This window comes from Dapis purpurea BLCC-M126 (genome assembly GCF_050015975.1).
Taxonomy (GTDB): domain Bacteria; phylum Cyanobacteriota; class Cyanobacteriia; order Cyanobacteriales; family Microcoleaceae; genus Trichodesmium.
Genome location: NZ_JBNHER010000001.1, coordinates 1 through 23,423 on the forward strand (window position 1 = coordinate 1; position 23,423 = coordinate 23,423).

Here is a 23,423-nt window from a genome sequence, read left to right on the forward strand (position 1 = left end):
TACTGTAATGATTCTGGTTTTATTATAAGTGATCATCCGAACATGATATTACATCAACAAACATATTGGCTGCCAAATCCTAAAAAAAGTGGAAAAATTCCATTAATCTTATTTAAAGTAAAAATAGCTGAAGTATCTGGTCCCCGTTTAAGATGGTATTTATGGTTTCACATAATCTTTGGTTGGATATTAACATCTCTCTGGGTAGCAGGTTTTAGTGGTTTAGTTCGTGGTCAATAATTTGTTTGAGGTTTGAAACCTTTCAACTGAGATGTCTCAAACCTATTTTCACTGTTTGACACAAAACTTGATATCTAAGTGCTATAGTTCGTCTTAATTAACAATTAGTAATGTAATGGATAGTGAAGCATGAAAACTTTGTCTAATTATCAATTATCCATTATCAATTATCAATTATTGAACATTCATCCCTAATTTGTTGCTGATATTCCAAAGGATCTATACTAAGTTTTATAGTGCCTGCATACTTAGCTAAATCCACTTTTTGTTCTTCTGTTTTTAACTGAGCAATAGCTAACAACTTTTCAATTTCTTGCCAGTCTTCATAGTAAATTAAAACTGCTACAGGGCGCATGGTTTCATCAGTAACTATTTTCTTCTTAAAATTCCGCACAATTTTCTCCTATCTATTCTAAGTTCCTAATTCCCAATTCTAAATTCTAAATTCTAAATTCATCCATATCTTGCCAATAACAAAGTCAAATCATCATCAGTTCTCCCCGTTACCTTTGGCGATCGCAAGAATTCCTCTAACTGCTTAGTTGCCTCTTCCTCATCAGTAACCACCGTCATAAATTTAAACAACGGCGCAAAAAACGGACTATGAGGCAACCCGATTGGCATTTTCAAAGCTAACATTTGCAACCCATCGGAAAAAATTGCCAAATGAACAGGTTTTCCCAACCATACCTTCACCTGAGCAGTTTCCACACCTTGCTCAGAAATCAAAAAAGTTGTCTCATTAATATGTTCTCCAGTCTGGGGTGCTGTCACTGGAAAAATATTATCCTCTCCATCTCCCACTACCGCTGCACCATCTCCCACTTGAGCAGCAATAGCTAATTCTGGTGTTGCCACAACCAAAATCAAAGTTGCAGCTAACTCCCGCGCCTCAACCTCCCTCACCTCAGACTCAGCCAAAACAGAATTTTTTGCTGCCCTCAAAGCATCAACCAACAAAAACTGCCAACCAATATTATCTTTCGGCAGCAACTTTTGTTCCGAAATAGTTTTGACTGCAATACCGACAGCTATTTTAGCACCAACATCTCCCAAATTTGCCGAACCTGCACCATCAGCAACAGCAGCAACTAAAATTCCCTCTGGCAAAATCTGCCAATTATGTGCATCCTGACACGCTTGCCCTCGTTTCTCGTGACTTGTACCTGCAACCGATACCGACACCACTCGCCACTGACTTTGTGCTTCTATTGACATAACCTAATTTTTACTAAACTTTTATTCTTCACTGTAGTAATTATCGGCATTGTTGAATTACAAGGATGAATATATATATAGCAGTCGCCATTACTATTAAGATATTCTCACCCCTCTCAAATTTAGTCACACCAATAATTTACAGCAGATTTTACCTTGTGGAAGTAAACCCATAGCGGGCAAGATGCCCGCACTACAAACACTTTAATTGTTAATATCTGTACTTCATATACTTGAAATTTGCTATAGCTTCTGACTTCTGACTTCAACTACAAGAGAAAAGTCAAATAAAAAAGCTTTTTATTTTCTTTCTCCTTCCAAATAATTAATAATTATTAATTAAATAATTCAGCTGTATTAGCCATTAGCCTCCCCTTTCAAGGGGAAAAAAGTGCTAGGATATTTCCTTGTATTCAATTCCGTAACGGTTTTAACCAGACGTAATTATCCATTATCAATTATCCATTATCCATTAATGAACTCTTCCTTCTTCCTTCCATCACTAAACTGCTCCCCATCCAGGAGGAGGTAGTGCTACTTGTTCATCAACTTTAGAATGAGAAACTTGCTGCATACTAGCAGATAACCAGATAAACATTTCCCGAAAATCAAGTCCTCTCAGTTTTAGGGGAGTTCTCATAACTATTTCCCCCAACTTATCCATATTTGCTCCTTCCACACCCACCGCAAAAAAGGCAACGTGCTTGCTATCCTCCTCTTGTTTGATGCGATCGCCTGCTTCCTTCACTATTCTTTCTGATTCTCCTTGAGGTTCCCCATCAGTAATCAAAAATACCCAAGGTCTATAATAAGTTATACCATTATTCCGATATTCTGACTTCCGAGCAGCAATCATATCTAGAGCTTTGTGAATGGCAGTACCCATATAAGTTTGTCCTTGGGCAGTTAATACTGGGTTCTCAAATTGGTCTGCAGTGATAAATTCTTGGACAATTTTCACTTGATTGTCAAAAGAAATAATGGCAACCTCTACTCGTTTTTTGGCTAAGTCATCAGTAATTAAATTATCTCTAAAAGTTTCCAACCCATCATTTAAAGCTTGAATAGGTGTGCCTGTCATTGATGCGGAGGTGTCCAACAATAGCACACAGGGGCAACGAGGTTCGGGATTTTCTGCAAATTCTACTGCTTCGTCAAGTCTCATGTTAGTTTTTTTTGGCCTTATATTAGTTTCTTATCTTCGTTTTTTTGTCTCTGATTCTGAGACTTTAGTTCCACAATATTAGAGTATAGCTGAAGTCAGAAGTTATCCCTGAATGAGTTTTAGTATTGATAAATATCCGCACACTAACACCAAAGTGAGACAGTTAGAGTAGATCAGCCATCTTTAAAATTACTTTTAACTTAAATTATGTCTGCTATAAGTAAAATTACTTAGTTTTGACTTTTAAATTTTGACTTTTGACTTAAACAATGAATCCTCTTATTCCACAATCAGACCCACCTTTGTCTCCACGACTAATTTTGCCTACAATATATGACTTACCTAGTAAAGACCCGGAGGAATTAGGTTCGCCTGACGAATATCATCTTTACCAATCTCAACTATTACGTTCCACCTTTAAACCTGTTGATATTGACCCAGATGAAATTTTTATTGGTACTGATATTAATCTTGACTATGATGTTCGGCATCATCTATCAGAAGTCATTTCTCAATTCTGGATTCTCAATTCTGAATTCTTGAACCTACCCCTTGACAATCCCTATAGTTAGTTTGCTATATTTATAACAAGCGTTCGATATAAAAAAAGATGCCTAAAGTTGTTGATGCTGACCAATACCGCAAAGAACTTTTGTACCAATCCCTTGACTTATTTGCCGAGAAAGGATTTGCAAATGTCACGATTCGTCAGATAGCCAAAGCTTTAGGAATTTCCACAGGTGCTTTATACCACTATTTCCCTAGTAAGGAATCTCTGTTTGAGCAACTGGTGGAGGAGTTGGGACATCAGGAGGTGTTGGTACTAAATAGTGCGATGGCTGCTCGAAAGACTTTACTCAAACGTATAGAAATATTGGGTCAACTCTTGCTAGAAAATAGGGAAATTCTCGTGAAGCATACAGCAATTTGGCTAGATTTTTATCAACATAGTCAGGTAGAAACTATTTTGAATAACCGAATATTTCAAAGGATTGAGCGACAGTCTAGGGAGGCAATCGCAGAACTTTTAGGAATTAGCGATTTTAGATTAGCGCGATTTATTTCGGTATCAATTGATGGTATTTTGGTTGACCAACTGGGGAAAAATGACTCAACCATATTTGCCGAACAGGTGGCGTTATTGATGGAAATGCTCATAACTTATTTTGAGAAATATCCTGAAAAATCTGCTCTAAATTCGTAACAGACAACAGAGGATAGGCTTTCCAATCTGGAAAAAAGTTTTTTTTTACTTTTTTTTATAACGAACGCTCGAATTAAATTAGTTTACTAAATATCTTGGAGATTTACCCGATGAAACTCACAAACTTCTTATCTTTCAACCCTTCCCCTAAAACAGCAACTCCACAGCCAAATTATTGGCAATTGTTGAAAGTTGCCAAGCCTTTTTTTGCCATGCTTGCTGGAGATGAAACTCTAAAACCTATTAAAGAAATGATAACAGCTTTAACTCCAATGCCTGCTTCTGAGTTAGTGGTAAAACATTTGGAAAATAACCCTGCTGCTGTGGCAATGATTAGGGAACGATACATAGCCAAACCTCATGATTTAGATAAATTGTTGCAATATTCCGAAGAATCTCTCGGACATATTTATGCCTCAACAATGAAAGCCAAAGGTTTTAGTGCAGAAGATTTATATACTCCTGTTAGTATTAATTCCGATGTCAGTTATCTTAACGCACGTCTTGGTCAAACCCACGATATATGGCATATAATCACAGGCTTTGATACTTCTGATCTAGGTGAAATTGGTTTACAAGCATTTTATCTGGCTCAATATCCCGATCCACTAGCAACAATGCTAATTGCTAATAGTTTAATTGGGGTAACCCTACTAACACCAGAAGAGTTGCCTGAGTTACTTAAGGCGATCGCCAAAGGTTGGGAAATGGGCAGCAAAGCCAAACCATTATTTGCTCAAAAATGGGAAGAAAATTGGGAAAAGCCTTTAATTGAGTGGCAAACTGAGTTAAATATCCAGTCTGTGGCTGTGTAACACCAAGGGTGAAAGTAGAATTGGCATCTTGCCCGTTCGTTGAAACCGGGTTTCTTTGCGTAAATCCTATCAGGTACACTACTAGCAGGCATCTTGCCTGCGCTACATTTCAGGTACACTGATAGTGGGCAAGATGCGCGCACTACAGAGGTTTATTAGCGTTTGCGAAGCATTCCGTAGGAAAGCTTTGCGTTAGCAAACATTAATATTTGTACCTCATATACTTGGAATCTGCTGTAAGTATAAATATTTATGGTATTGGTGAAATAAGGTATGAAATTCGTATCGAAGTAAGATTGATAATAAGGAAAAAAGCTCTTTTAACTACTGACTACTGACTACTAAAAACCATACAATCATTCACCAACGCCTAAGTATAAATATTTAATTATTTACTCCTGACTCCTGACTCCTGAATTCTGACTCCTTTCTGATCGCTAACTTTTCAGCTAATTCCTCTTCCTCCTCTTCACCCCAGTTTTCCAGCCAATCTCCATCAACATTTTCGACATATAAGTTGACATGATTAATACCCCAAGCTAGTCGGTCTTCTTGTAACTGTTGGGCGGCTTGGAAAGCTTGCCAAACTTTTTCTAAACGTTCTTTATCTGATAGAGTTGTGCTAGTTGTTACCATCTATACTGCCTACTGTTAAAATTTATAGTTTGATTCACAAATCAAGATTTAAGGACTTAAGCAGAAACCAGATTTCTTGATAAAAGTTTGTATATATTCAAAGAATTAGGGTCAAGAACCCGGTTTCTTGTTTGAAGTGCATAAGTCCTAAATTCAATAGAAATTCATCAAATTCCTATCTAAAACAAAATTTAATGTATTTAGCCTCCTTTAAATGTTTGCTATTATGCAGAACAAGATTTACTAATTTAATAACAGAACTATCCTGACCGGGATTATAACTAACAAAAATACCCCGTCTAATTTGCCATTGCTTTAATGTATCTTTCCATTCTTGATACTTATCGTTACAAAGTTCACCGGACATAGTAGTAAGTTGAACACACAGAGGATTACCTGTGCTACTACTCACAATGACATCTGTTGCCATAGACAAATCTGCAATATAACGATGTACAACACAGCCATCACGACTTTTAATCTGACGAGCAACAGATTCTATTAGTTCAGCATCTTCTTGATTAAATTCTCCCGATCTTAACTTTTGTTTCCATATATAAAATTTATGATCATTTTCATTAAACCATTTTGGAAAAAGATTTTCATACCAGTATATAATTGGAGATGGAAGGTGCTGCAAAAATAATTGTCTTTCTTCATCTGTTAGAGATTGTAATTTTAACCAAAATTCTCCATCCTTAATTAATTCTAACAAAAATCCTACTAAGACACCTTTCTGCGTCAGTAAGCCTGGTCTAATATCCTTAATCCAGCGCCTGACTTCATCTAACCTCTGGGCTAACGCAGGTTCGGTTGACCAGGCAAGACGGCTAAGTTGTTTTAGCTTAGGCTCGATTTCTCTTGCTTGCAATCACCCTCCTAGCATAAGACCCATCTTATGAATCTTTAAAAACGTTTTATATCATATCTTATATTGTAGCGTTTGATCGTCAGTATTAGGGATTAATTACTAGGAAATTATAACTAATCAAAATATTGCTCAGGAGCAAGAATAATAGATTCTCATCTATTGACTAATTTCACTTTAAATGGTATATGAGCAGGGCAAAATTAGCCTAAGAAATCTTAAAGCTAGCTTAAAAAAAATAAAGATTCTTATGTTCATTCTAGGTTCACAATAATTATTAGCAGTAACTATAAATACAAAAAACAAATGTCAGAATCAACTATCGAATCAATCCTAGAAGAAAAACGTCTTTTCCAACCACCGGAAAAATTTTCCCAAGCAGCCCATATTAAAAGCATAGAGGAATACAAACAACTCTACGAAAAAGCTAGAAATGACCCAGAAGGATTTTGGGCAGAACTAGCCGAAACAGAATTAGACTGGTTCCAAAAATGGGACAAAGTTCTCGACTGGCAACCACCTTTTGCGAAATGGTTTGTTAATGGCAAAATTAACATTTCCTATAACTGTCTAGACCGTCATCTAACAACTTGGCGACGGAATAAAGCAGCCCTAATATGGGAAGGAGAACCCGGAGACTCTCGCACCCTCACCTACGCCCAACTGCATCGGGAAGTTTGCCAAATGGCAAATGTATTTAAACAATTGGGAGTAAAGAAAGGCGATCGCGTCGGTATATATATGCCAATGATTCCTGAAGCAGCGATCGCCATGTTAGCTTGTGCGAGAATTGGCGCACCACACACAGTTGTATTTGGTGGATTCAGTGCTGATGCCTTAAAAAACCGCCTCGTCGATGCTGAGGCTAAATTAGTTGTCACTGCCGATGGAGGTTGGCGTAAAGATGCCATTGTTCCTCTCAAAGAACAAGTAGACAAAGCACTAACAGCAGGTGCCCCCACCGTTGAAAATGTTTTAGTCGTTAAACGTACTGCCCAAGAAATTCACATGGAGTCTGGGCGCGATCATTGGTGGCATGAAATCCAAAAAGGTGCTTCTGGGGAATGTCCGGCGGAACCAATGGATAGTGAGGATATGCTATTTATTCTCTACACAAGTGGCACAACAGGCAAACCCAAAGGAGTCGTACACACCACAGGCGGTTATAATCTTTATACTCACGTTACGAATAAATGGGCATTTGACCTGCAAGACACTGATGTATATTGGTGTACTGCTGATGTAGGTTGGATTACAGGTCACAGTTATATTGTCTACGGCCCTCTATCCAACGGTGCCACTAGCCTCATGTATGAAGGTGCACCTAGAGCGTCTAATCCTGGTTGTTTGTGGGATGTAGTGGAAAAATATGGCGTTACTATCTTCTACACTGCTCCTACTGCTATCCGGGCATTAATGAAAATGGGAGAACAACACCCTAATTCTAGAAATTTAACTTCTCTACGTTTGTTGGGAACAGTAGGAGAACCTATTAACCCAGAAGCTTGGATGTGGTATCATCGGGTTATTGGTGGGGAGCAGTGCCCAATAGTTGATACTTGGTGGCAAACTGAAACTGGTGGATTTATGATTACTCCCCTACCGGGTGCTACTTCTACTAAACCTGGTTCGGCGACTTTGCCTTTCCCCGGCATTATTGCTGATATTGTTAATCAGGAAGGGGAACCAGTAGATGGTAGCAGTGGTGGTTATTTAGTGATTAAGCATCCTTGGCCTTCCATGATGCGGACTGTGTATGGTGATGACGATCGCTTCCGTCGTACTTATTGGGAGTATCTGAGTCCGAAGAATGGTGAGTATCTTTACTTTGCTGGTGATGGTGCTCATAAAGACGAGGATGGTTATTTTTGGGTAATGGGGCGTGTTGATGATGTCATGAATGTGTCTGGTCATCGTCTGGGTACTATGGAAGTAGAGTCGGCATTGGTGTCTCACCCTGCTGTAGCGGAGGCTGCGGTTGTTGGTAAACCTGATGAGGTTAAGGGTGAAGATATTGTAGCTTTTGTGACTTTGGAAGGCGAACGGGAACCTGATGCAGCTTTGGAGAAAGAGTTGAAGCAGCACGTTGTACAGGAGATAGGAGCGATCGCTCGTCCTGGTGAGATTCGGTTTACTGAGGATTTACCGAAGACTCGCTCTGGTAAGATTATGCGACGGTTGTTGCGTTCTCTGGCAGCAGGTCAGGAAATTGCTGGGGATACTTCGACTTTGCAAGACCGGAGTGTGTTGGATAAGTTACGCGGTGGAGCTTGATTGGAAGTTATAAGTTAGAAGTCAGAAGTCAGAAGTTTGACAGTCCAGTAGGGTGCGTTAATCAAATGTAACGCACCGCCTATCCCAAACCTTTCGGTGCATTAAGGCGCAATGTAATGTTTGACAGTTAACCGTAGTCTGTAGCAAGCGCCTAATGCACCCTACTCCTTACTCCCTACTCCCTACTCTAATGTTTGATGCTACCCATGAAATTCTAAACGAAGGTCGTATTCATAAATACACATTAAATGACAATGGTAAACCGATAACCTATAGTGAGGTTTTAAACTTATGGCAATCTAACTCAAATTTCTGCTCCTTCTTCATCTCACTTTTATCTGAGTCGCCCTTTTCAGCATATCGCTGGGAGACACCACCCATTACAAAAGATACTGTCAAGCGTCAATTTGAATTTGTGCTGCTCAATTCTCCAGGGTTGGCAAGAAACCCAGACAAAATGACATTTGGGGATTATTTCACAACTGATGATGTAAACAATGGAATTGTTGTATTTGAAAATTTAGGCAGAGATGCAAAACTTGTAGTTCCATCTCCAATAGATTCAAATGTTTCCCCAGTAGGAACTCCGTTTTCAGCTTATTCCCATTTAGCAGCCTTCATTCGCAATGGGCTTGACGATCAGAAACAGGCATTGTGGCGAATTGTGGGAGAAACTGTGCAACAACAGATTTCAGATAACCCACTTTGGGTTAGTACGGCGGGTGGGGGAGTAGCTTGGCTTCATGTTAGATTAGATTCTCGACCTAAATACTACGGATACAAATTGTACAAGGATTACTAATATTAAATAGCTGATGAGTCAGGAGTCAGAATTTTCAGAGTTTTCCGTTAAAATTAACTATTATAAAAATTTTCACTTATGTAGGATTGCTAAATCACACTTATTATTCGTAATATCAAATCACGATAATTACTATACCCAAGTCATTGCGACTGGAACGGAGTGGAAGGAAACAATCTCCTAAATTATTGAGATTGCTTCCTATTGTCGCAATGACAATTTTTTCAACCGGATTATATATAACATTCTTTTTTCAAATTGGTATTATTACACTCCGAAGCAAGCAGATTTGATATAATTACTGAAATGACAATGACTGAACAAGATGACATTTCCCAAGCACCTAATTCTAAACAGTCCGATCAACCAACTGAAGATGTAAAAACAGACTCTTGGCAAAATCGTATTAGTGGAATTTGGCATGATACTAACAACCGCTTGATGAAGCTTTTCCCTGTAGATCGGGCAGCAGAAACAATAATGCAATGGTTTACTGTAGATGAAGCTCAAATTGCAGAAATATTGGCAAAAGTACGCGCCGAACTTCCTACTACTGAAGCAATATTAATCGGTAAACCGCAAACAGGTAAAAGTTCTATTGTGCGAGGTTTAACAGGAGTTTCACCAGAAATAATCGGTCAAGGTTTTCGCCCCCATACTCAACATACGGAACGTTATGCTTATCCTTCTGATGATCTGCCGTTGTTGATTTTTACGGATACTGTGGGTTTGGGGGATGTGAAACAGGAAACTCCCGTTATTATTGAGGAACTTTTGGGAGAGTTGCAGCAGGAGAGTAACCGCGCTAGAATCTTAATTTTGACTGTAAAAATTAATGATTTTGCCACCGATACCTTACGACAAGTAGCGCAACAGTTGCGACAGGAATATCCAAATATTCCTTGTTTGTTAGCAGTGACTTGTCTGCACGAGGTTTATCCTAACCCCACTGACGATCATCCCGAATATCCTCCAGAATTTGAGGAAGTTACCCGCCCTTTTGCTGCTATTGAGGAAGATTTTGGCAAGTTGTATAATAGTTCTGTTTTGCTCGACTTTACCCGGGAAGAGGATGGTTATAACCCGGTATTTTATGGTTTAGAAGCATTTAGAGATAGTTTAGCTGAATTACTTCCAGAAGCAGAAGCGCGAACTATTCATCAATTATTAGACGAACAAGCAAGCAAACAACTAGGGAATATTTACCGAGATGTGGGGAGGCGTTACATTTTATCATTTACTATTATGGCAGCTACCGTGGCAGCAGTACCTCTACCTTTTGCGACAATGCCAGTGTTAACTGCGTTGCAAGTGTCGATGGTAGGTTTATTGGGAAATTTATATGGGCAAACAATTTCTCCTTCTCAAGCAGGTGGAGTTGTTAGTGCTATTGGTGGTGGTTTTGTCGCTCAAGCTGTGGGGCGGGAGTTGATTAAATTTGTGCCTGGCTTCGGGAGCGCGATCGCCGCTTCTTGGGCAGCAACTTATACTTGGGCGTTGGGTGAAAGTGCTTGTGTTTATTTTGGAGATTTGATGGGAGGGAAAAAGCCAGATCCAGAGAAAATTCAGGGAGTGATGCAGGAGGCGTTTGAGTCAGCGAAGGAAAGGTTTAAAGGGATGAAAAATTGAAGACAGGTATCTGTAAATTTTTTGTTAAACTATATAAAGCTTACAAATAATTAACTTGAGAAAATTGAATGAGTAAATTCCGTACCTCCGTATCAGAAGACCCTATACCTGAATCAATTGTACTTATGTTTCGGGATCTTAACCGAGATCCTTCTGTAAAGTACCTATGGCAGCATCAAGGTAAAATATTAGAGGATTATCATCAAAATCACATTCACAGTAAAGATCTAGCAATTGAATTACCTACAGGTACAGGCAAAACTTTAGTTGGTCTTTTAATTGCTGAGTACCGTCGTCGAGCATTTAAAGAAAGAATAGTTTTTCTCTGTCCTACTAAACAACTTTGTTCTCAAATCAATCAAAAAGCTCAACTTTATGGGATAAAAACTTCTTTGCTAGTTGGTCCTCAGAAAAAGTATGATCGAGGGATGTTTTATGAATATCGGCAAAGTAAAGCAATTGCAATAACTACATATAGTGGACTATTTAACATAAATCCTCGTATTAATGATCCTGAAGTAATTATTTGTGATGATGCTCATTCTGCAGATAACTACATTACTGATTTATGGACGTTATCCATAAGTAAGGAAAAGCACATATCATTATATAGATCAATATATTCAATACTTGAGCCAGCTATACCAGATTCTATGAAGCATAGAATTAAAACAGGAGGCAATAATCACTCCGATGAATATTATGTGGATATGATTTCTACTATTGCTTCTTTTGACTACTATACTTACCTTAGCCAGAGAATTGGAGAAATTGTAGCTAAGGATGATGATCTTGAGTATTCATGGAGCATTCTTTCATCTCATTTTGAAGCTTGTTCGATTTATATTTCTCCAAAAACTATTGAAATTCGTCCTCTGATTCCACCAACTAAAACCCATAAACCATTTTCAAATGCAAAACAGCGTGTATATATGTCAGCAACGCTTGGAGAAGATGGAGATATTGAAAGAGTCTTTGGTATCAAGAAAATAGCTAGGTTGCCAATACCTGAAGAATGGCACAAGAGAAGCACTGGCAGACGGTTGATTTTGTTTCCTGGGTTATCAACTAATGAAAATCCGGAAGAAGTAGCAGTTCAAATGCTAAAAAAGGTTGACCGCGCTCTGATACTTGTTCCTAACGACCCAACTCTTCAGGAGTGGGAAGATAAAATATCGCAATCTCATACTGTTGTTAAATCTGGGGACATAGAGCAAAATCTGGACTCATTTACAAAATGTCCACATTCCTCTGCACTTCTCTTGGCTAATCGTTATGATGGTATTGATTTACCAGGTGATGATTGTCGGTTGATGATATTGAATAGTGAGCCATCCGCTTCTGGCTTACAAGAACTTTATCTGAGGACAGGTCTTGGAGCCTCTTCTCAACTAAACAATCGTATTCGTACAAGAATTACACAAGCAATGGGTCGGTGTACTCGTGATGAAAGTGATTATTCTGTAGTTGTAGTTCTCGGGGAGAAATTGACAGATCGATGCTGCACGAGTAAAGTCACGAAAGGTATGCATCCAGAATTACAGGCTGAAATTTCATTTGGTTTAGATAATTCAACAGACCGTAATGCGGAAGATTTTGTAGAACTTGCTGAAGAATTTTTGACACAGACCCCCGGATGGCAAGACGCAGAGCAAGAAATTCGTAAACGTCGTGATTCATGTTCAAAAAATTCAGACTCTACAGCCAAAGCTCTTGCTAAAGCAATGCCTTATGAGATTGATTATATGTATGCCTCATGGAAGGGAGAATATGAAAAGGCTTTAGATTTTGCGACCAAAATCTTAGAAGCATTGGAAGGAGGAGAGGATCTTCGACCATATCGGGCATTTTGGCATCATCAAACTGCTACAACTGCTTTCCTACATTGGAAACACTCTAAAAATGATATTTTTAAATCAACAGCTATTTCATATCTTGAAAAAGCTTCATTAACTTCTTCAAATATTACTTGGCTTGGTAAACTGCGCTCTCAACTTTCTGGAGTAGATGAAAGTAGTATTCCTGAAAATTTACCAACTCAAGATTGGTTTCTAGTGATTCACAAATTACTTCAGGAATGGGGAATTAGGGGTGGTAATTATGCGAAAAAAATATGTGAAGTTCAAATAAAAATTGAAAGCCAGAAAGCTAAACCATTTGAAAATGGTTTAGATTTACTAGGGAAAATGTTAGGAGCAACAACTCATAAATGGCCAGATGATGGTGCGCCTGATGGACTCTGGATATTTGGTTCTTGGTATGCTTTTGTATTTGAGGCAAAAACTGATGAAAATGCAGAAGATAGCATATCACTTAAAACAGTTCGTCAGGCTCTCACACATGAAGAAAGAGTAAGAAGTGATAAGTTAATTCCTGATTTTATGCCTTGCTCTACTGTTATTATTTCTCCCCGTACTAATGTACATAATCTAGCTGTTCATCATGTTAAAGACCTGGCATACATCTCTCATAATGATATTATTAGTCTTTTTAATGATGCTGCAATTGCTCTTGAGCGAATACGGATGTCTGCATCTGGTAGTAGTGAAGAAGCTCTTCAATTAGAAGCGCTTAAAGTTTACACTGAAAAGTCTATTTTTATGAAAAACATCAAAGAGCTACTTCTGAATAAAAAGTTAAAAGATATGCCTTCCTCAAGGTGATTTTATTCAATGACTATTTGGTGATTAATGGGGATTCTTTATCCCCACAAAAAAACACTTTATTTATCTACATATCTACAAAATCAAACTCAAACAGCTTCTCGCAAAGCATTAATATCCAAACCACAAATAGCCTGTAAATTTCGAGTTATTTTTTCAATTTCCCAATCCCACCATTTAATTTCCAACAACTCTTTAATAATCTCTTCCTCAAATCTTTTCCTAATTTCTTTGGCAGGATTTCCACCAAAAATACTATATGGTTCTACATTCTTTGTTACCACAGATTTTGTCGCAATAATTGCTCCATCTCCTACTTGAATACCAGGCATAATTGTCGCTCCATAACCAATCCAAACATCATTACCAATGACAGTATTACCTTTGTCTGGCCAAGAGTCGGGCATGGCTTTTTCCCAACCATTTTCAAACACAGGAAATGGGTAATTTGTAAACCAATCAGTCCGATGATTTCCACCATTCATAATAAATTTTACATCTGAGGCAATAGAGCAAAATTTACCAATAATTAATTTATCTCCAATAAAATCAAAATGATAGAGAACATTCCGCTCAAAATTCTCTGGATTCTCAAAATCATCGTAGTAAGTATAATCTCCCACAATAATGTTGGGATTGTTAATAATATTTTTTAAATAAACTAATCGAGTTTGATTAGGCATTGGATATTTAAGATTAGGGTCAGGACCGTTATTCATAATGTTTAAATGAAGGAAAAAGATTGATTCACAGAGAGATTTAAACCTCCTATGATGGAACACTATTAAAAATTAGGATAATAAAAATAAAGAAAAGAGTAGTTCACAAATGAATCTACTCTTGACCAAACCAAATTATTTAATTAAATGTAAGTATTCGGCTTTTAGCTGTTTTATAAAACAAAATGAATATACACTGCGAAGGTCAAGGTTAGTTTTTTTTCCAAGAATTTTAATTACTGTTAAATCTCTCAATGCTAATTCCTGCTCTAAAGGCAATGAATTAATAGCTAATAGCTGATAGCTGACTGCTAAATGCTTATAACTAAACTGATAATTTACTTCAAAACATATTTACTCAGTACAGCATATACTTCATTAATATTCACCGAACGATTAAACTCATGGCTAATTGGTTCTGATTCACTACCCACCCAAATTTTTAATTCTGCATCTAGATCGAAATGCCCTGCACTTTCTTTAGAAAATTTAGTAATTTTTGAGTAAGGAATAGAGAGAAACTCAATTTTATGCCCAGTCACTCCTTGTTTATCTACTAAAATTAAACGCTTATTCGTAAACACAAACATATCGCGGATAATCTGGTAAGCTTTTTCAATTTGTTCTCCATCTACTAAAATCTCATTGAATAACTTATCTAATTTTTTAGAGTCAACATTAAGTTCTGAAGCATTGCCGAGCAGACCACTAATTAAACCCATATTTTACTCCTTTTAATATTATCAAGATTTAATAACCTTAAATATAAAATCATTAGCAGAATATTGTTGTTATCTTCATATTCTATTTTAGGGTTTGCATAAATGCTGAATGATTTTAATAGTTTTATAGAATGGTCATCTTAGGCAATCCTCTTCTTTATAAGAAGAGGTAATTACTAATAATTAATAATTAATAATTAATTATTAATTAATAATTGTTGAACCATACCCATAAAGCTAGACGCGCTACTATTTTAGCTGCAATAATTTTGAAAAAAGATTTTTTGATACCAATTCATTTTAAATATGTCACAAATAGTTTCAAATTTTAAATGTGAAATAATTTCCTGAAATTAATATATATTCAAAGTTTTGAGCCGTTCAAATCTTAATTTTGACTGTCTTGAGTGTGTCTTATATTCTGGAGGGGCTGTGTGCGGAATTACTTCCGCACTTTATACGCCCCGTAGGAGACCTCAGAATTACACACTCGCTTTTGACTTTTGACTTTTGACTTCCGTGAAACGGTATGGATACCTTTACTTGAGCCAAAAATATGTCAGAATAAAGACATTTTATGTAACTCTGACTATAGTATGTCCTTATGTCACAGGTCTACAGCACTAACGAGCTAATAAATATCTTAGCTGAAGAAAGCCAAGCTTGTATACAAGGCCAACGTCTTAATTTGGCTGCAACTCCGCGTACTGGCAACCCAGTGGTTGACCAATTTCTCAAACCAGAGGCGTTTCAAAAGTTTACTGCCTATCAAGATTTTAAAGCTGCTATTCATCGTTATCAAAGGGAATATTTGGTTTCTGGTATTGTGTGGCGACAAGTGACAGTTAATGAGAAAACTATTAGTTTTCCCGTAGTGCATGAACAGTTAATTGCCTTGTCGGATGATTTAGAAATTTTGCAGGCAGCAAAAGCTTCTGTGTTAAATTTCTGGAATCAAGTGACTATGGGGATGGATTTATATTTAAGTGTAAGTCATGGTCGAGAATTTCGCCCAATAGAAATACAGGAGATAGAGGCGATCGCCCAACATACAGAATGGGCAAATATGTTGAAGTGGGAAAAATCAAATTTTTTGGAGATGCTTTTGCAGTTGGGATGGGGAAAGCCAGAGTTAGCAGCTTATCGCAGAGGTTGGCCTAATTCTGGCAGTGAGTATATTCATGCTGTTAAACCTGGAAAACAACCTATTTGTTGAGATATGGAGTAGGGATTCATTAATTGATAATTGATAATTACCTCTGGTTAAAACCGTTCTTGATTGAAGATAAGGAAATATTATTTCTTTTTTTCCCCTTAAAAGGGGAAACTTTAAACCAGAATTATTTAATTATTAATAATTAATAATTGGGTAAGGAATAGGAGAAAAGATAATATTAAACATCATTCCCTATTTACTAAAGTTATAAAAATTTTTACCTCACTAACTCCGAAACTGCTGTAATTAAAAAATGAGGATTTTATCTAATGTCTCGAACTATAATTTTTAGATGGCGATCGTTCTTAACTATCGGCATTGTTTTTTTCTTAATTTTAATACTGACAATTTTCACTATATTATCTTTTATTCGCCCTCCTAGAACCAATACAAATTTATTACTATTTCCTGGGGTTTTATATGAACGGATTGCTTTTTTTCAACCCCGTCCGATTATGATTCATGTTGTTAGTATTGACCTAACTACACGAGGATTTAAAGTATTAGTAACGCCAAGAATTTCTACTGCTCCAGATATGAAAATTTCCGCCCGGACTACTTCCGAGTTTGTCAATGAATTTGATTTACAGCTAGCAATAAATGCAAATTTTTTCTACCCATTTTATGAAAAGACACCTTGGAATTTTTACCCTAAAAGTGGAGATTTAGTCAACGTAGTCGGACGAGCAATATCTAATGGTAATGATTACTCTATAGTTGATAGAAATTGGCCAACTTTATGTTTTAATGTCAATAACTATGCTCAAATATCAGATAATTCTATTTGTCCGGCTCAAACTACTCAAGCTATTGCTGGTAATTTAATTTTAATTGCTAATGGTAAGGCAATTTCTGTGCCAGGAAATTCACCTTTTAATCAGAGACCTTATCCACGGACAGCAGTAGGAATTAATCAAAAAGGCGATAAATTATGGTTAGTTTTAGTTGATGGTAAACAGCCTTTTTATAGTGATGGTGTTACTATGGCAGAACTACAGGAATTTATGATTAATTTGGGTGTACATAAAGCATTAAATTTAGATGGTGGAGGTTCAACAACTTTAGTAGTAAGACCTGATTCTCAAGGTAAATTATTAAATTCACCAGTTCATACTCTTATACCTATGCGTCAACGTTCAATTGCTAATCATTTAGGATTTTCTATTCTACCTTGAGCAAATTATAGTGCTTTTTTGCCGATTGATGAGGCAAACGTGCAGGCAACAGTAAAAAATTAAGTGGCGAGCAAGATGCCCACACCACATTATTCTTGAAATTTTTGTAACATATCTACTGCAATTTTTTTACCTTCTGAATCTCCATCTAATCCAAAAAGAAAAGCAGCTTGCTGAAAATTTTTCATTGCTTCATTTTGATTTCCTATTAAGTAATAAACTACTCCTCTATTAAAGTAAGATTTAGGATTATTAGCATCAATTTTGATAGATTTATTTAAGTCTTGCAATGCGTTTTGCTTTTCTCCTAATTGTAGATATTCATCACCTCGGTAATAATAAGCTTTAGAATTTTCAGGATTCATTTTGATAGCTTTATTAAAATTGGCGATCGCTTCTCTTCTCATTCCCACTTGAGAATAAGCAACTCCCCTGCTTAAGTAGGTTTCACTCTGACCAGGATTAAGATTTATAGCTTTATTTAAATCTTTAATTGCACCCCAATAATTTCCTTTTTCTATCTTTTGTTTAGCCTGGTTATTAATTTCAATTCCTTGTTTTGCCCGATTAAATCTTATAGTTATTACTTGATAATTTTCTTGATAAAGTTTTAACTTTTCTCTAGCTTCTAAATATGAATCGCTCTCTTGAGGAATTTTTTCTAATAAATTAATTGCATATTGCCATTTTTCTTTTGCTTCATACCAAGTATTAATAGGATGGGGTGGGTTTTGTACTAATAAAGCTGCTGCCATTGCAGACTCTTTTGCTAATTTTAAATATATGAATCCATATTCTTCTAAATATAGTTTTCTCTCTATTGCAGCCAGTTGATAATTTAGTTTAACTATTTCTTTGGATACAGGTTGTAAGGGTATACCAGGTAATTGAATCGCTTGTTCTAAAATGGCTATTGCTTTGGGTAATTGATTTCGTGCTGCCCTAAGTTTATTAATATCTACATCTTGATTAATATTTCCTAAACTAGCTATTTTTCCTTGAGCTATAGTTATGGATTTTTTTTGTACATTATTTAACCAAACAATTGAACCGCTGTAACCTAAAGCCAAGATAATTATAATAAATGTAATGGGGTTTCTCTTACCCATGCTTACTCCTCTCAATTTGATCAATATTTTTTATCGCTTATGGCTGTAGATAGTTTACCTGAATAAAAAAAATTATTGAATGACGTCATAAGTCAATATACACTTTAAGTAGCCAGATTTCAATAATTAATAATTAACAATTAATAATTACCTCTTCTAAAAAAGAAGAGGATTGGTTAACTAGCTATTAGCTTTTCCTGCGAAATGCTACGCAAACAGCATTTAGCTGGAGCGCTAAAAAATCAAGGGTAACGGTCCCCCACAAAGGAGCGAAAAAATCAGTGATGCGTGGTTTTTGGGGGTTTGTAGACGCGGAGCGACTTCTCTTGAGTATCCCCCCATTCTACACCTTGAAAATCCTGACTGCTGAAGTACTGATAGCTGAATCCTACTTCAAAAGGAATTTTTTTGTTTTTTTCTCCTTGAAAGGAGAGGCTTTAAACCTTAATTTTTCGGTAATACCATTTCACGGAAGTTAAAAGGTATTCACTAAGATTTTATAGACTCAAAACTTTGATTCTACAGTAATTTCAGGAAATTATTTCACATTTTAGTATTAAGATAAGTAGTGTAGCCTAAGTTAATGAAATTGGTATAATTAAATGTCACTATGTCCGAAGGGATTGGAACGGAGTGAAAGGAAGCAATTTCAAGGACTTTATCTGCATAAAAATAAAATTTTACTACATAGTGAAGTTTATTCACATCTACAGGAGTTACGTAAAAAAACCTGTTTGGTAGGAAAAAACTGGGTTTATGGGTTCTCTTTCATAAGTCCTGTCTTTGTTAAAAATATTATAGTGACTATTTACTTTTTTTGTATGCTACAGATATTATATAAAAGATTTTTATATCAGAAAAGTAGTATAGATATCAAGGAAAATAAATATGGCCGGGGTATGTAAAATAGAAATCACAGAAACAGTTCCAGAACTAAAAAAATTGTTAAATCATCAAAAAACCGCCAGTGGTTTTCAGAAGATTCAAGCATTGTATCTATTTAAAATTGGTCAAGTGGGAACTGTCACAGAATTGGCAGTTACTCTAGGGGTAAATCGGATTACGGTGCAACGGTGGTTGAGGCAATATCGTAAAGATGGTCTATCAGGATTATTGCAGGTTAAACAAAATGGGGGGCGTAAACCAGCAATTCCAGCAGAAGCGCGAGATAGATTGGAAAAACGATTAAATGACCCCGATAACGGTTTTCAGAGTTATGGAGAAATTCAAAAATGGTTGCAAGAGGAATATAATATTAATGCTTCTTATAAAGCGGTTTACGCTACTGTTAGATATCAGTTAAAGAGTAAATTAATCAAAAATAATCAAAAATAATATTAATACTTAGTTATCCGAACCTAGAAAGCAGGTTTTTTTCGTAGATATCTATTGTTCAAACATAGGACTTTTGGCGTTGGTAAATCAAGAGTATAGAACTCTAAGAGTAATCTGTTTCTAATACCTCTAAATATCTAACCAGAGTAAGTTATAGGTGTGACAACTAGTATAAAATAATCTTACCAATTACCAACGCCAGATTTTTCCTAGCAATTTGGTTTATTTGCGTAAGTCCTAAATATAACAAGTTATACCAAACGGGTATGGTTAATAATTATTGCCCACACCCTACTGGACTGACACAGTTAATTTTGTGCTTTATATTATTATCATGGGGGCGGGTTCTTTAGAATTGACATACTCCCCACGCTCCCCTACGGGAAAGCGCGGGACTTCCCGCCGGGGGAGTTAAATTTTGATACCATTAATTTGAATTACAACCCGCCCCTACTCCAGATATAATCTAATTAGTTTGTTCTTGCTTGTTTCGATACTTTGTTTAACTGAGTTTCTGACAAAGACCTCACCAAACTAAGATTAAAAGGCTGTTCGCTGATGGTCTGAGCATAGGATGCTTGCAAATAAGGACGATATTCAGAGCGATCGGCAATGTGGGTTTGGAAAAATGCTAAACCAAAAGCATTAGCATAACCAACTACTACTTCTGGATCTGGTTTAATCAAATCTTCTAGAGAAGTAAAAGCATTTTTGTGCACTGCACCCAAATTAATATTAATGTGATCTGTTCCTTCTGTTAAGACCAAATACTTATCAGGAGTTGTCAACGAAGTAAAAGAGTTTACTTGTTCTAAAACTATGGGAGTAATTTTATCTTCACTTCCACTCCCCCACAAAACAGGTAATTTAACCTGACCCATGCCAGCTTTTCCAAATAAACTACTATTCACTGGGTCAAGTACAAATATTGCTGCAATTCTATCATCTTTGAAGTTATATTTTTGTGGCTTCAATTCCAAAGCACGACACTGTAGCAACAGCGACATATTCAAAACTTCCATTTCTGGGCCACAGTCTTGTTTGAGTTGATTAAAGTTAATCTCGGCACCTGCTAAAGCAAAAGCCGTAGAAGCTCCAAAAGAATGACCAAACATACCAACTTTTTCTAAGTTTAACTGACCGTGGAATTGATATTTATTTAACTGCTCTAATTCATTTAATAGGAAAGAAATATCCAAAGGGCGATCGATAAATTCATTCCCCTGGAACATATCTTGAGTTTTACCTGCTAAAAATTTCTGAATATATTCATAATTACTGCCTCGATGTTGAGGTAGGGCAACTGCAAATCCATAAGAGGCTAAATGTTCAGCTAAACTCTCAAAGTTTACCCCATTGGAGCCTAAACCATGAGAAATAACTACTACAGGAATTTGTGCTTCTTTTGAAGAGGTATTTGGGAAATAAAATTTGGATGAAAATTTACGATTTCGTACAGTATCTTCAAGAATAATTTCTTGTTGGGAAAAGCTATATTGTCCTTTTTTTCTAATATCTGGTAATTGAGAATAATCTACTTTATTTTCTCGATCGGCTTCTTTTAATGTTAGATTTGCTACTGTTTCAACAAAAGCTTTTGTCTGTTCTTGTACTGTAGAAACTTTTTCAGTTACAGCCAAAATTTTCTTGGCTTCTAGCCACATAACATCACTAGGAAAATGACGAAGAAAATTTATCATAGTTAAGCCTTCAGAATCATTGACAGATTTTAACAAGGCTGTTTTAATTGCTTCCGCACCATTTTCAACAGATGATAAATCATCAGAAATTAATTGAGTTTTAATAACTTCCCCTAAACTTTTGAGGAATAATTTTCCCATAGGTGAGTGGAGAAATTGAGAAACTATTTGAGGCGGAAAATTATAGCGAGTTTGCAATAATTCTCGATATTCCTGTTCGTCTTCAGCTTCTAAAAGTAGCATATAGCTAGCTAGCTCATAGTTAATTTCTCCATTTTTAGCATAAGTTTCTAATGCTGATACAGAAATAAAAGTATTTAGACCTTCGTGACCTACAGAAATTTGCTTGGCTGCATTCACTGGTAAAGTAGTTAAAATAGCAGGAATTATGCCTAGGGCTAGAGATTTTAACCAACGGCTCAAACCATAAGGATTACTTGTAAAGTTGTTTGTTTTTTGACCTTGAAATGCTTTTTCCACGGTTAATTACTCCTCATAATTAATAAATAACTTTTCATCCTTCTTTTGTGTCTTTCAAGAAAGATGCTAACCCCATAGTTGTTACTGCTAGATAAATAGCTGCAATATCCCCTGATAAATTACTGTTTCATCGGGGGGATAATTGTATATAAATAATTGAGATAGATTTAAGTTTTCAGAAAAAAATGTTGACTTTTTTCTCTTAATTTTTTTCAGAAACTACAATGCCTTTAGAGATACTATAATTCAGTATGACAGAGTGTTAATTGATGTTTTGCAGTGCTTGATACTGATTTTTTTCCCTAAAGTTGTACTATTACTTGTCATAAAGTGAAACTGAAAAAGTAGAGATCTGGTTGGCTTGACTGTTATGGCTGTGGAGGTCTTGCTGCCAAAAGTTTGGGTTAAAAGCAGGAAGTAAACATTAAAATGTTACTAAAAAATATTACTAATTGTGATGTTTTATATCAGTTTTATGAAGCAGTATTTATTACTAGATATATTAATAATTGGTCAAGAACTTATATGAGGCTAGTAGTTTTGTTCTAGCCCCAAAGACATATTTCCAGGGGTAAAGTAAAACTATAAACAAAGACTTTTTTATAACTAATGACCCGTTAGCGTAGATCGAAGATTCGTGTTACCAGGTGCAGTGGTATAAAGTTTTGTAACAAAAATATACGCTGAGGCTGAAAAACCTGTAGGTGGGAATTTTTCGGGCTTGTTTGTTGGAAGCGATCGCTTGAGGACACTCTTGGGTTTATGAGTTGGAGCTAAAAATATCACTCCTTTGTTTTTAGAGATCCCAATCATTACCGAAATATTGTGCTTTAAAGCCTCCCCTTTTAAGGGGATAATAAATAAAAAATCTCCTGTTCGTCAATCCTCTTCTTTTCAAGGAGAGGTAATTCTCAATTCTTAATTCTCAATTCTCAATTCTTGAACAACCTTTTCCATCAGGCGGTTTAATATTATATGTCTTTGTGGGTTGACAACAGTCAAGCGGATAATTGACGGATCTTTAGGGCGGTGAGCAATAATATATTTGTGACTTCGGTTTCTAAAGGTATAAGTATTCTCTGTAATTGAGGCATTTTTCAAAGTTAGAGAAGCGCCAGTTTTTCCAGATTCTTCATAGGTATAATTTCCGAACTCATCTAATTTCAGCTAAACAACCCAATTTTAGCTCTTATCCATAAAAGCACCTGTTGGACGGACAAAATCGATAGGCATTGCAGAGGCACTATGATAATTCAAGATAATATCTGCGATCGCAGGAGTAGATAAACCAATAACAGATGCCAGGGCAATAGCTTTAATATTCATGTTTTTCTCTTTCTTTATTTGTTTTAGTGGTGTATTGTCTTTCCTAATTAATTCTTCCAACTCAAAATTTTGTTTCCGTATTTATCACGCGATAGAACCCCTAAACGGATCTATTTCTTTATACATG

21 protein-coding genes are annotated in these 23,423 nt (G+C 36.2%); 11 read left to right on the plus strand and 10 right to left on the minus strand.

Features of this window, described 5'->3' with window-relative positions; genetic code table 11:
• Positions 1-240: hypothetical protein (locus ACP6PL_RS00005; protein ID WP_426541240.1), on the plus strand; the 240-nt coding region annotated here is incomplete at its 5' end.
• 163 nt (positions 241-403) lie between these two features.
• Here the strand turns inward: ACP6PL_RS00005 and ACP6PL_RS00010 are convergent.
• The 3 genes from ACP6PL_RS00010 to ACP6PL_RS00020 form a co-directional block, all read right to left on the minus strand.
• Positions 404-634 carry a hypothetical protein gene (locus ACP6PL_RS00010; protein ID WP_426541241.1) on the minus strand — a complete coding sequence of 77 codons (231 nt, stop codon included), beginning with the start codon at positions 632-634 and terminating at the stop codon, positions 404-406.
• Positions 635-693: 59 nt separating this feature from the next.
• The gene (locus ACP6PL_RS00015; protein WP_426541243.1) at positions 694-1,458 is read right to left on the minus strand and encodes a PP2C family serine/threonine-protein phosphatase; all 765 of its coding nucleotides are present in this window, start codon (positions 1,456-1,458) and stop codon (positions 694-696) included.
• Positions 1,459-1,960: 502 nt separating this feature from the next.
• Positions 1,961-2,623, minus strand: coding sequence for a vWA domain-containing protein (locus tag ACP6PL_RS00020; RefSeq protein WP_426541245.1), 663 nt, complete (start codon positions 2,621-2,623; stop codon positions 1,961-1,963).
• Positions 2,624-2,892: 269 nt separating this feature from the next.
• On the opposite strand from ACP6PL_RS00020, the gene ACP6PL_RS00025 reads away from it, so the two are divergent.
• The 3 genes from ACP6PL_RS00025 to ACP6PL_RS00035 all read left to right on the plus strand — a co-directional run bounded on the left by ACP6PL_RS00025 (position 2,893) and on the right by ACP6PL_RS00035 (position 4,642).
• Positions 2,893-3,195, plus strand: coding sequence for a hypothetical protein (locus ACP6PL_RS00025; RefSeq protein ID WP_426541247.1), 303 nt, complete (start codon positions 2,893-2,895; stop codon positions 3,193-3,195).
• A 38-nt stretch (positions 3,196-3,233) separates the two neighbouring features.
• Complete coding sequence (locus ACP6PL_RS00030) at positions 3,234-3,827, plus strand: TetR/AcrR family transcriptional regulator (protein ID WP_426541249.1); 594 nt, start codon at positions 3,234-3,236, stop codon at positions 3,825-3,827.
• Between the two features lie 110 nt (positions 3,828-3,937).
• Positions 3,938-4,642, plus strand: coding sequence for a Coq4 family protein (locus tag ACP6PL_RS00035; protein ID WP_426541251.1), 705 nt, complete (start codon positions 3,938-3,940; stop codon positions 4,640-4,642).
• Between the two features lie 384 nt (positions 4,643-5,026).
• Here ACP6PL_RS00035 and ACP6PL_RS00040 read toward each other — a convergent pair whose 3' ends face one another.
• Both ACP6PL_RS00040 and ACP6PL_RS00045 read right to left on the minus strand, forming a co-directional pair.
• A complete protein-coding gene (locus ACP6PL_RS00040; protein ID WP_426541253.1) occupies positions 5,027-5,278 on the minus strand; it encodes a hypothetical protein in 252 nt (83 codons plus the stop codon).
• A gap of 175 nt (positions 5,279-5,453) precedes the next feature.
• Complete coding sequence (locus ACP6PL_RS00045) at positions 5,454-6,149, minus strand: hypothetical protein (protein ID WP_426541255.1); 696 nt, start codon at positions 6,147-6,149, stop codon at positions 5,454-5,456.
• 303 nt (positions 6,150-6,452) lie between these two features.
• On the opposite strand from ACP6PL_RS00045, the gene acs reads away from it, so the two are divergent.
• The 4 genes from acs to ACP6PL_RS00065 all read left to right on the plus strand — a co-directional run bounded on the left by acs (position 6,453) and on the right by ACP6PL_RS00065 (position 13,514).
• Positions 6,453-8,420: an acetate--CoA ligase gene (acs, locus tag ACP6PL_RS00050; RefSeq protein WP_426541257.1), complete on the plus strand. Its 1,968-nt coding sequence runs from the start codon at positions 6,453-6,455 to the stop codon at positions 8,418-8,420.
• A gap of 154 nt (positions 8,421-8,574) precedes the next feature.
• On the plus strand, positions 8,575-9,222 hold the full coding sequence (locus ACP6PL_RS00055) for a DUF6940 family protein (protein WP_426541259.1): 648 nt from the start codon (positions 8,575-8,577) through the stop codon (positions 9,220-9,222).
• A gap of 312 nt (positions 9,223-9,534) precedes the next feature.
• Complete coding sequence (locus ACP6PL_RS00060; protein ID WP_426541474.1) at positions 9,535-10,851, plus strand: YcjF family protein; 1,317 nt, start codon at positions 9,535-9,537, stop codon at positions 10,849-10,851.
• A gap of 68 nt (positions 10,852-10,919) precedes the next feature.
• The gene (locus ACP6PL_RS00065) at positions 10,920-13,514 is read left to right on the plus strand and encodes a DEAD/DEAH box helicase family protein (protein ID WP_426541261.1); all 2,595 of its coding nucleotides are present in this window, start codon (positions 10,920-10,922) and stop codon (positions 13,512-13,514) included.
• Between the two features lie 89 nt (positions 13,515-13,603).
• Here ACP6PL_RS00065 and ACP6PL_RS00070 read toward each other — a convergent pair whose 3' ends face one another.
• Both ACP6PL_RS00070 and ACP6PL_RS00075 read right to left on the minus strand, forming a co-directional pair.
• On the minus strand, positions 13,604-14,233 hold the full coding sequence (locus ACP6PL_RS00070; protein WP_426541263.1) for a CatB-related O-acetyltransferase: 630 nt from the start codon (positions 14,231-14,233) through the stop codon (positions 13,604-13,606).
• 338 nt (positions 14,234-14,571) lie between these two features.
• On the minus strand, positions 14,572-14,955 hold the full coding sequence (locus ACP6PL_RS00075; RefSeq protein WP_426541265.1) for a PH domain-containing protein: 384 nt from the start codon (positions 14,953-14,955) through the stop codon (positions 14,572-14,574).
• Between the two features lie 604 nt (positions 14,956-15,559).
• Here ACP6PL_RS00075 and ACP6PL_RS00080 point away from each other — a divergent pair.
• Together ACP6PL_RS00080 and ACP6PL_RS00085 are read left to right on the plus strand one after the other, a co-directional pair.
• Entirely contained in the window at positions 15,560-16,171 is a 612-nt protein-coding gene (locus ACP6PL_RS00080; protein ID WP_426541267.1) for a hypothetical protein, read from the plus strand.
• A gap of 269 nt (positions 16,172-16,440) precedes the next feature.
• Complete coding sequence (locus tag ACP6PL_RS00085) at positions 16,441-17,346, plus strand: phosphodiester glycosidase family protein (RefSeq protein WP_426541268.1); 906 nt, start codon at positions 16,441-16,443, stop codon at positions 17,344-17,346.
• An 89-nt stretch (positions 17,347-17,435) separates the two neighbouring features.
• Here the strand turns inward: ACP6PL_RS00085 and ACP6PL_RS00090 are convergent, their stop codons facing one another.
• On the minus strand, positions 17,436-18,455 hold the full coding sequence (locus tag ACP6PL_RS00090; protein WP_426541270.1) for a tetratricopeptide repeat protein: 1,020 nt from the start codon (positions 18,453-18,455) through the stop codon (positions 17,436-17,438).
• 888 nt (positions 18,456-19,343) lie between these two features.
• On the opposite strand from ACP6PL_RS00090, the gene ACP6PL_RS00095 reads away from it, so the two are divergent.
• Entirely contained in the window at positions 19,344-19,790 is a 447-nt protein-coding gene (locus tag ACP6PL_RS00095; RefSeq protein WP_426541272.1) for a helix-turn-helix domain-containing protein, read from the plus strand.
• Positions 19,791-20,260: 470 nt separating this feature from the next.
• Here ACP6PL_RS00095 and ACP6PL_RS00100 read toward each other — a convergent pair whose 3' ends face one another.
• The gene (locus ACP6PL_RS00100) at positions 20,261-21,970 is read right to left on the minus strand and encodes an alpha/beta hydrolase (protein WP_426541274.1); all 1,710 of its coding nucleotides are present in this window, start codon (positions 21,968-21,970) and stop codon (positions 20,261-20,263) included.
• Positions 21,971-23,152: 1,182 nt separating this feature from the next.
• Positions 23,153-23,296, minus strand: coding sequence for a hypothetical protein (locus tag ACP6PL_RS00105; protein ID WP_426541276.1), 144 nt, complete (start codon positions 23,294-23,296; stop codon positions 23,153-23,155).
• Positions 23,297-23,423 lie beyond the last annotated feature (127 nt).

What these genes read in the sequence shown, in the direction of transcription:
- ACP6PL_RS00075 (WP_426541265.1), bottom strand. Translation starts at nt 14,955, where the DNA reads ATGGGTTTAATTAGTGGTCTGCTCGGCAATGCTTCAGAACTTAATGTT.
- ACP6PL_RS00085 (WP_426541268.1), top strand. Translation starts at nt 16,441, where the DNA reads ATGTCTCGAACTATAATTTTTAGATGGCGATCGTTCTTAACTATCGGC.
- ACP6PL_RS00035 (WP_426541251.1), top strand. Translation starts at nt 3,938, where the DNA reads ATGAAACTCACAAACTTCTTATCTTTCAACCCTTCCCCTAAAACAGCA.
- ACP6PL_RS00090 (WP_426541270.1), bottom strand. Translation starts at nt 18,455, where the DNA reads ATGGGTAAGAGAAACCCCATTACATTTATTATAATTATCTTGGCTTTA.
- ACP6PL_RS00030 (WP_426541249.1), top strand. Translation starts at nt 3,234, where the DNA reads ATGCCTAAAGTTGTTGATGCTGACCAATACCGCAAAGAACTTTTGTAC.
- ACP6PL_RS00080 (WP_426541267.1), top strand. Translation starts at nt 15,560, where the DNA reads ATGTCACAGGTCTACAGCACTAACGAGCTAATAAATATCTTAGCTGAA.
- ACP6PL_RS00040 (WP_426541253.1), bottom strand. Translation starts at nt 5,278, where the DNA reads ATGGTAACAACTAGCACAACTCTATCAGATAAAGAACGTTTAGAAAAA.
- ACP6PL_RS00105 (WP_426541276.1), bottom strand. Translation starts at nt 23,296, where the DNA reads ATGAATATTAAAGCTATTGCCCTGGCATCTGTTATTGGTTTATCTACT.
- ACP6PL_RS00095 (WP_426541272.1), top strand. Translation starts at nt 19,344, where the DNA reads ATGGCCGGGGTATGTAAAATAGAAATCACAGAAACAGTTCCAGAACTA.
- ACP6PL_RS00070 (WP_426541263.1), bottom strand. Translation starts at nt 14,233, where the DNA reads ATGAATAACGGTCCTGACCCTAATCTTAAATATCCAATGCCTAATCAA.
- ACP6PL_RS00065 (WP_426541261.1), top strand. Translation starts at nt 10,920, where the DNA reads ATGAGTAAATTCCGTACCTCCGTATCAGAAGACCCTATACCTGAATCA.
- acs (WP_426541257.1), top strand. Translation starts at nt 6,453, where the DNA reads ATGTCAGAATCAACTATCGAATCAATCCTAGAAGAAAAACGTCTTTTC.
- ACP6PL_RS00055 (WP_426541259.1), top strand. Translation starts at nt 8,575, where the DNA reads ATGCACCCTACTCCTTACTCCCTACTCCCTACTCTAATGTTTGATGCT.
- ACP6PL_RS00060 (WP_426541474.1), top strand. Translation starts at nt 9,535, where the DNA reads ATGACTGAACAAGATGACATTTCCCAAGCACCTAATTCTAAACAGTCC.
- ACP6PL_RS00025 (WP_426541247.1), top strand. Translation starts at nt 2,893, where the DNA reads ATGAATCCTCTTATTCCACAATCAGACCCACCTTTGTCTCCACGACTA.
- ACP6PL_RS00020 (WP_426541245.1), bottom strand. Translation starts at nt 2,623, where the DNA reads ATGAGACTTGACGAAGCAGTAGAATTTGCAGAAAATCCCGAACCTCGT.
- ACP6PL_RS00015 (WP_426541243.1), bottom strand. Translation starts at nt 1,458, where the DNA reads ATGTCAATAGAAGCACAAAGTCAGTGGCGAGTGGTGTCGGTATCGGTT.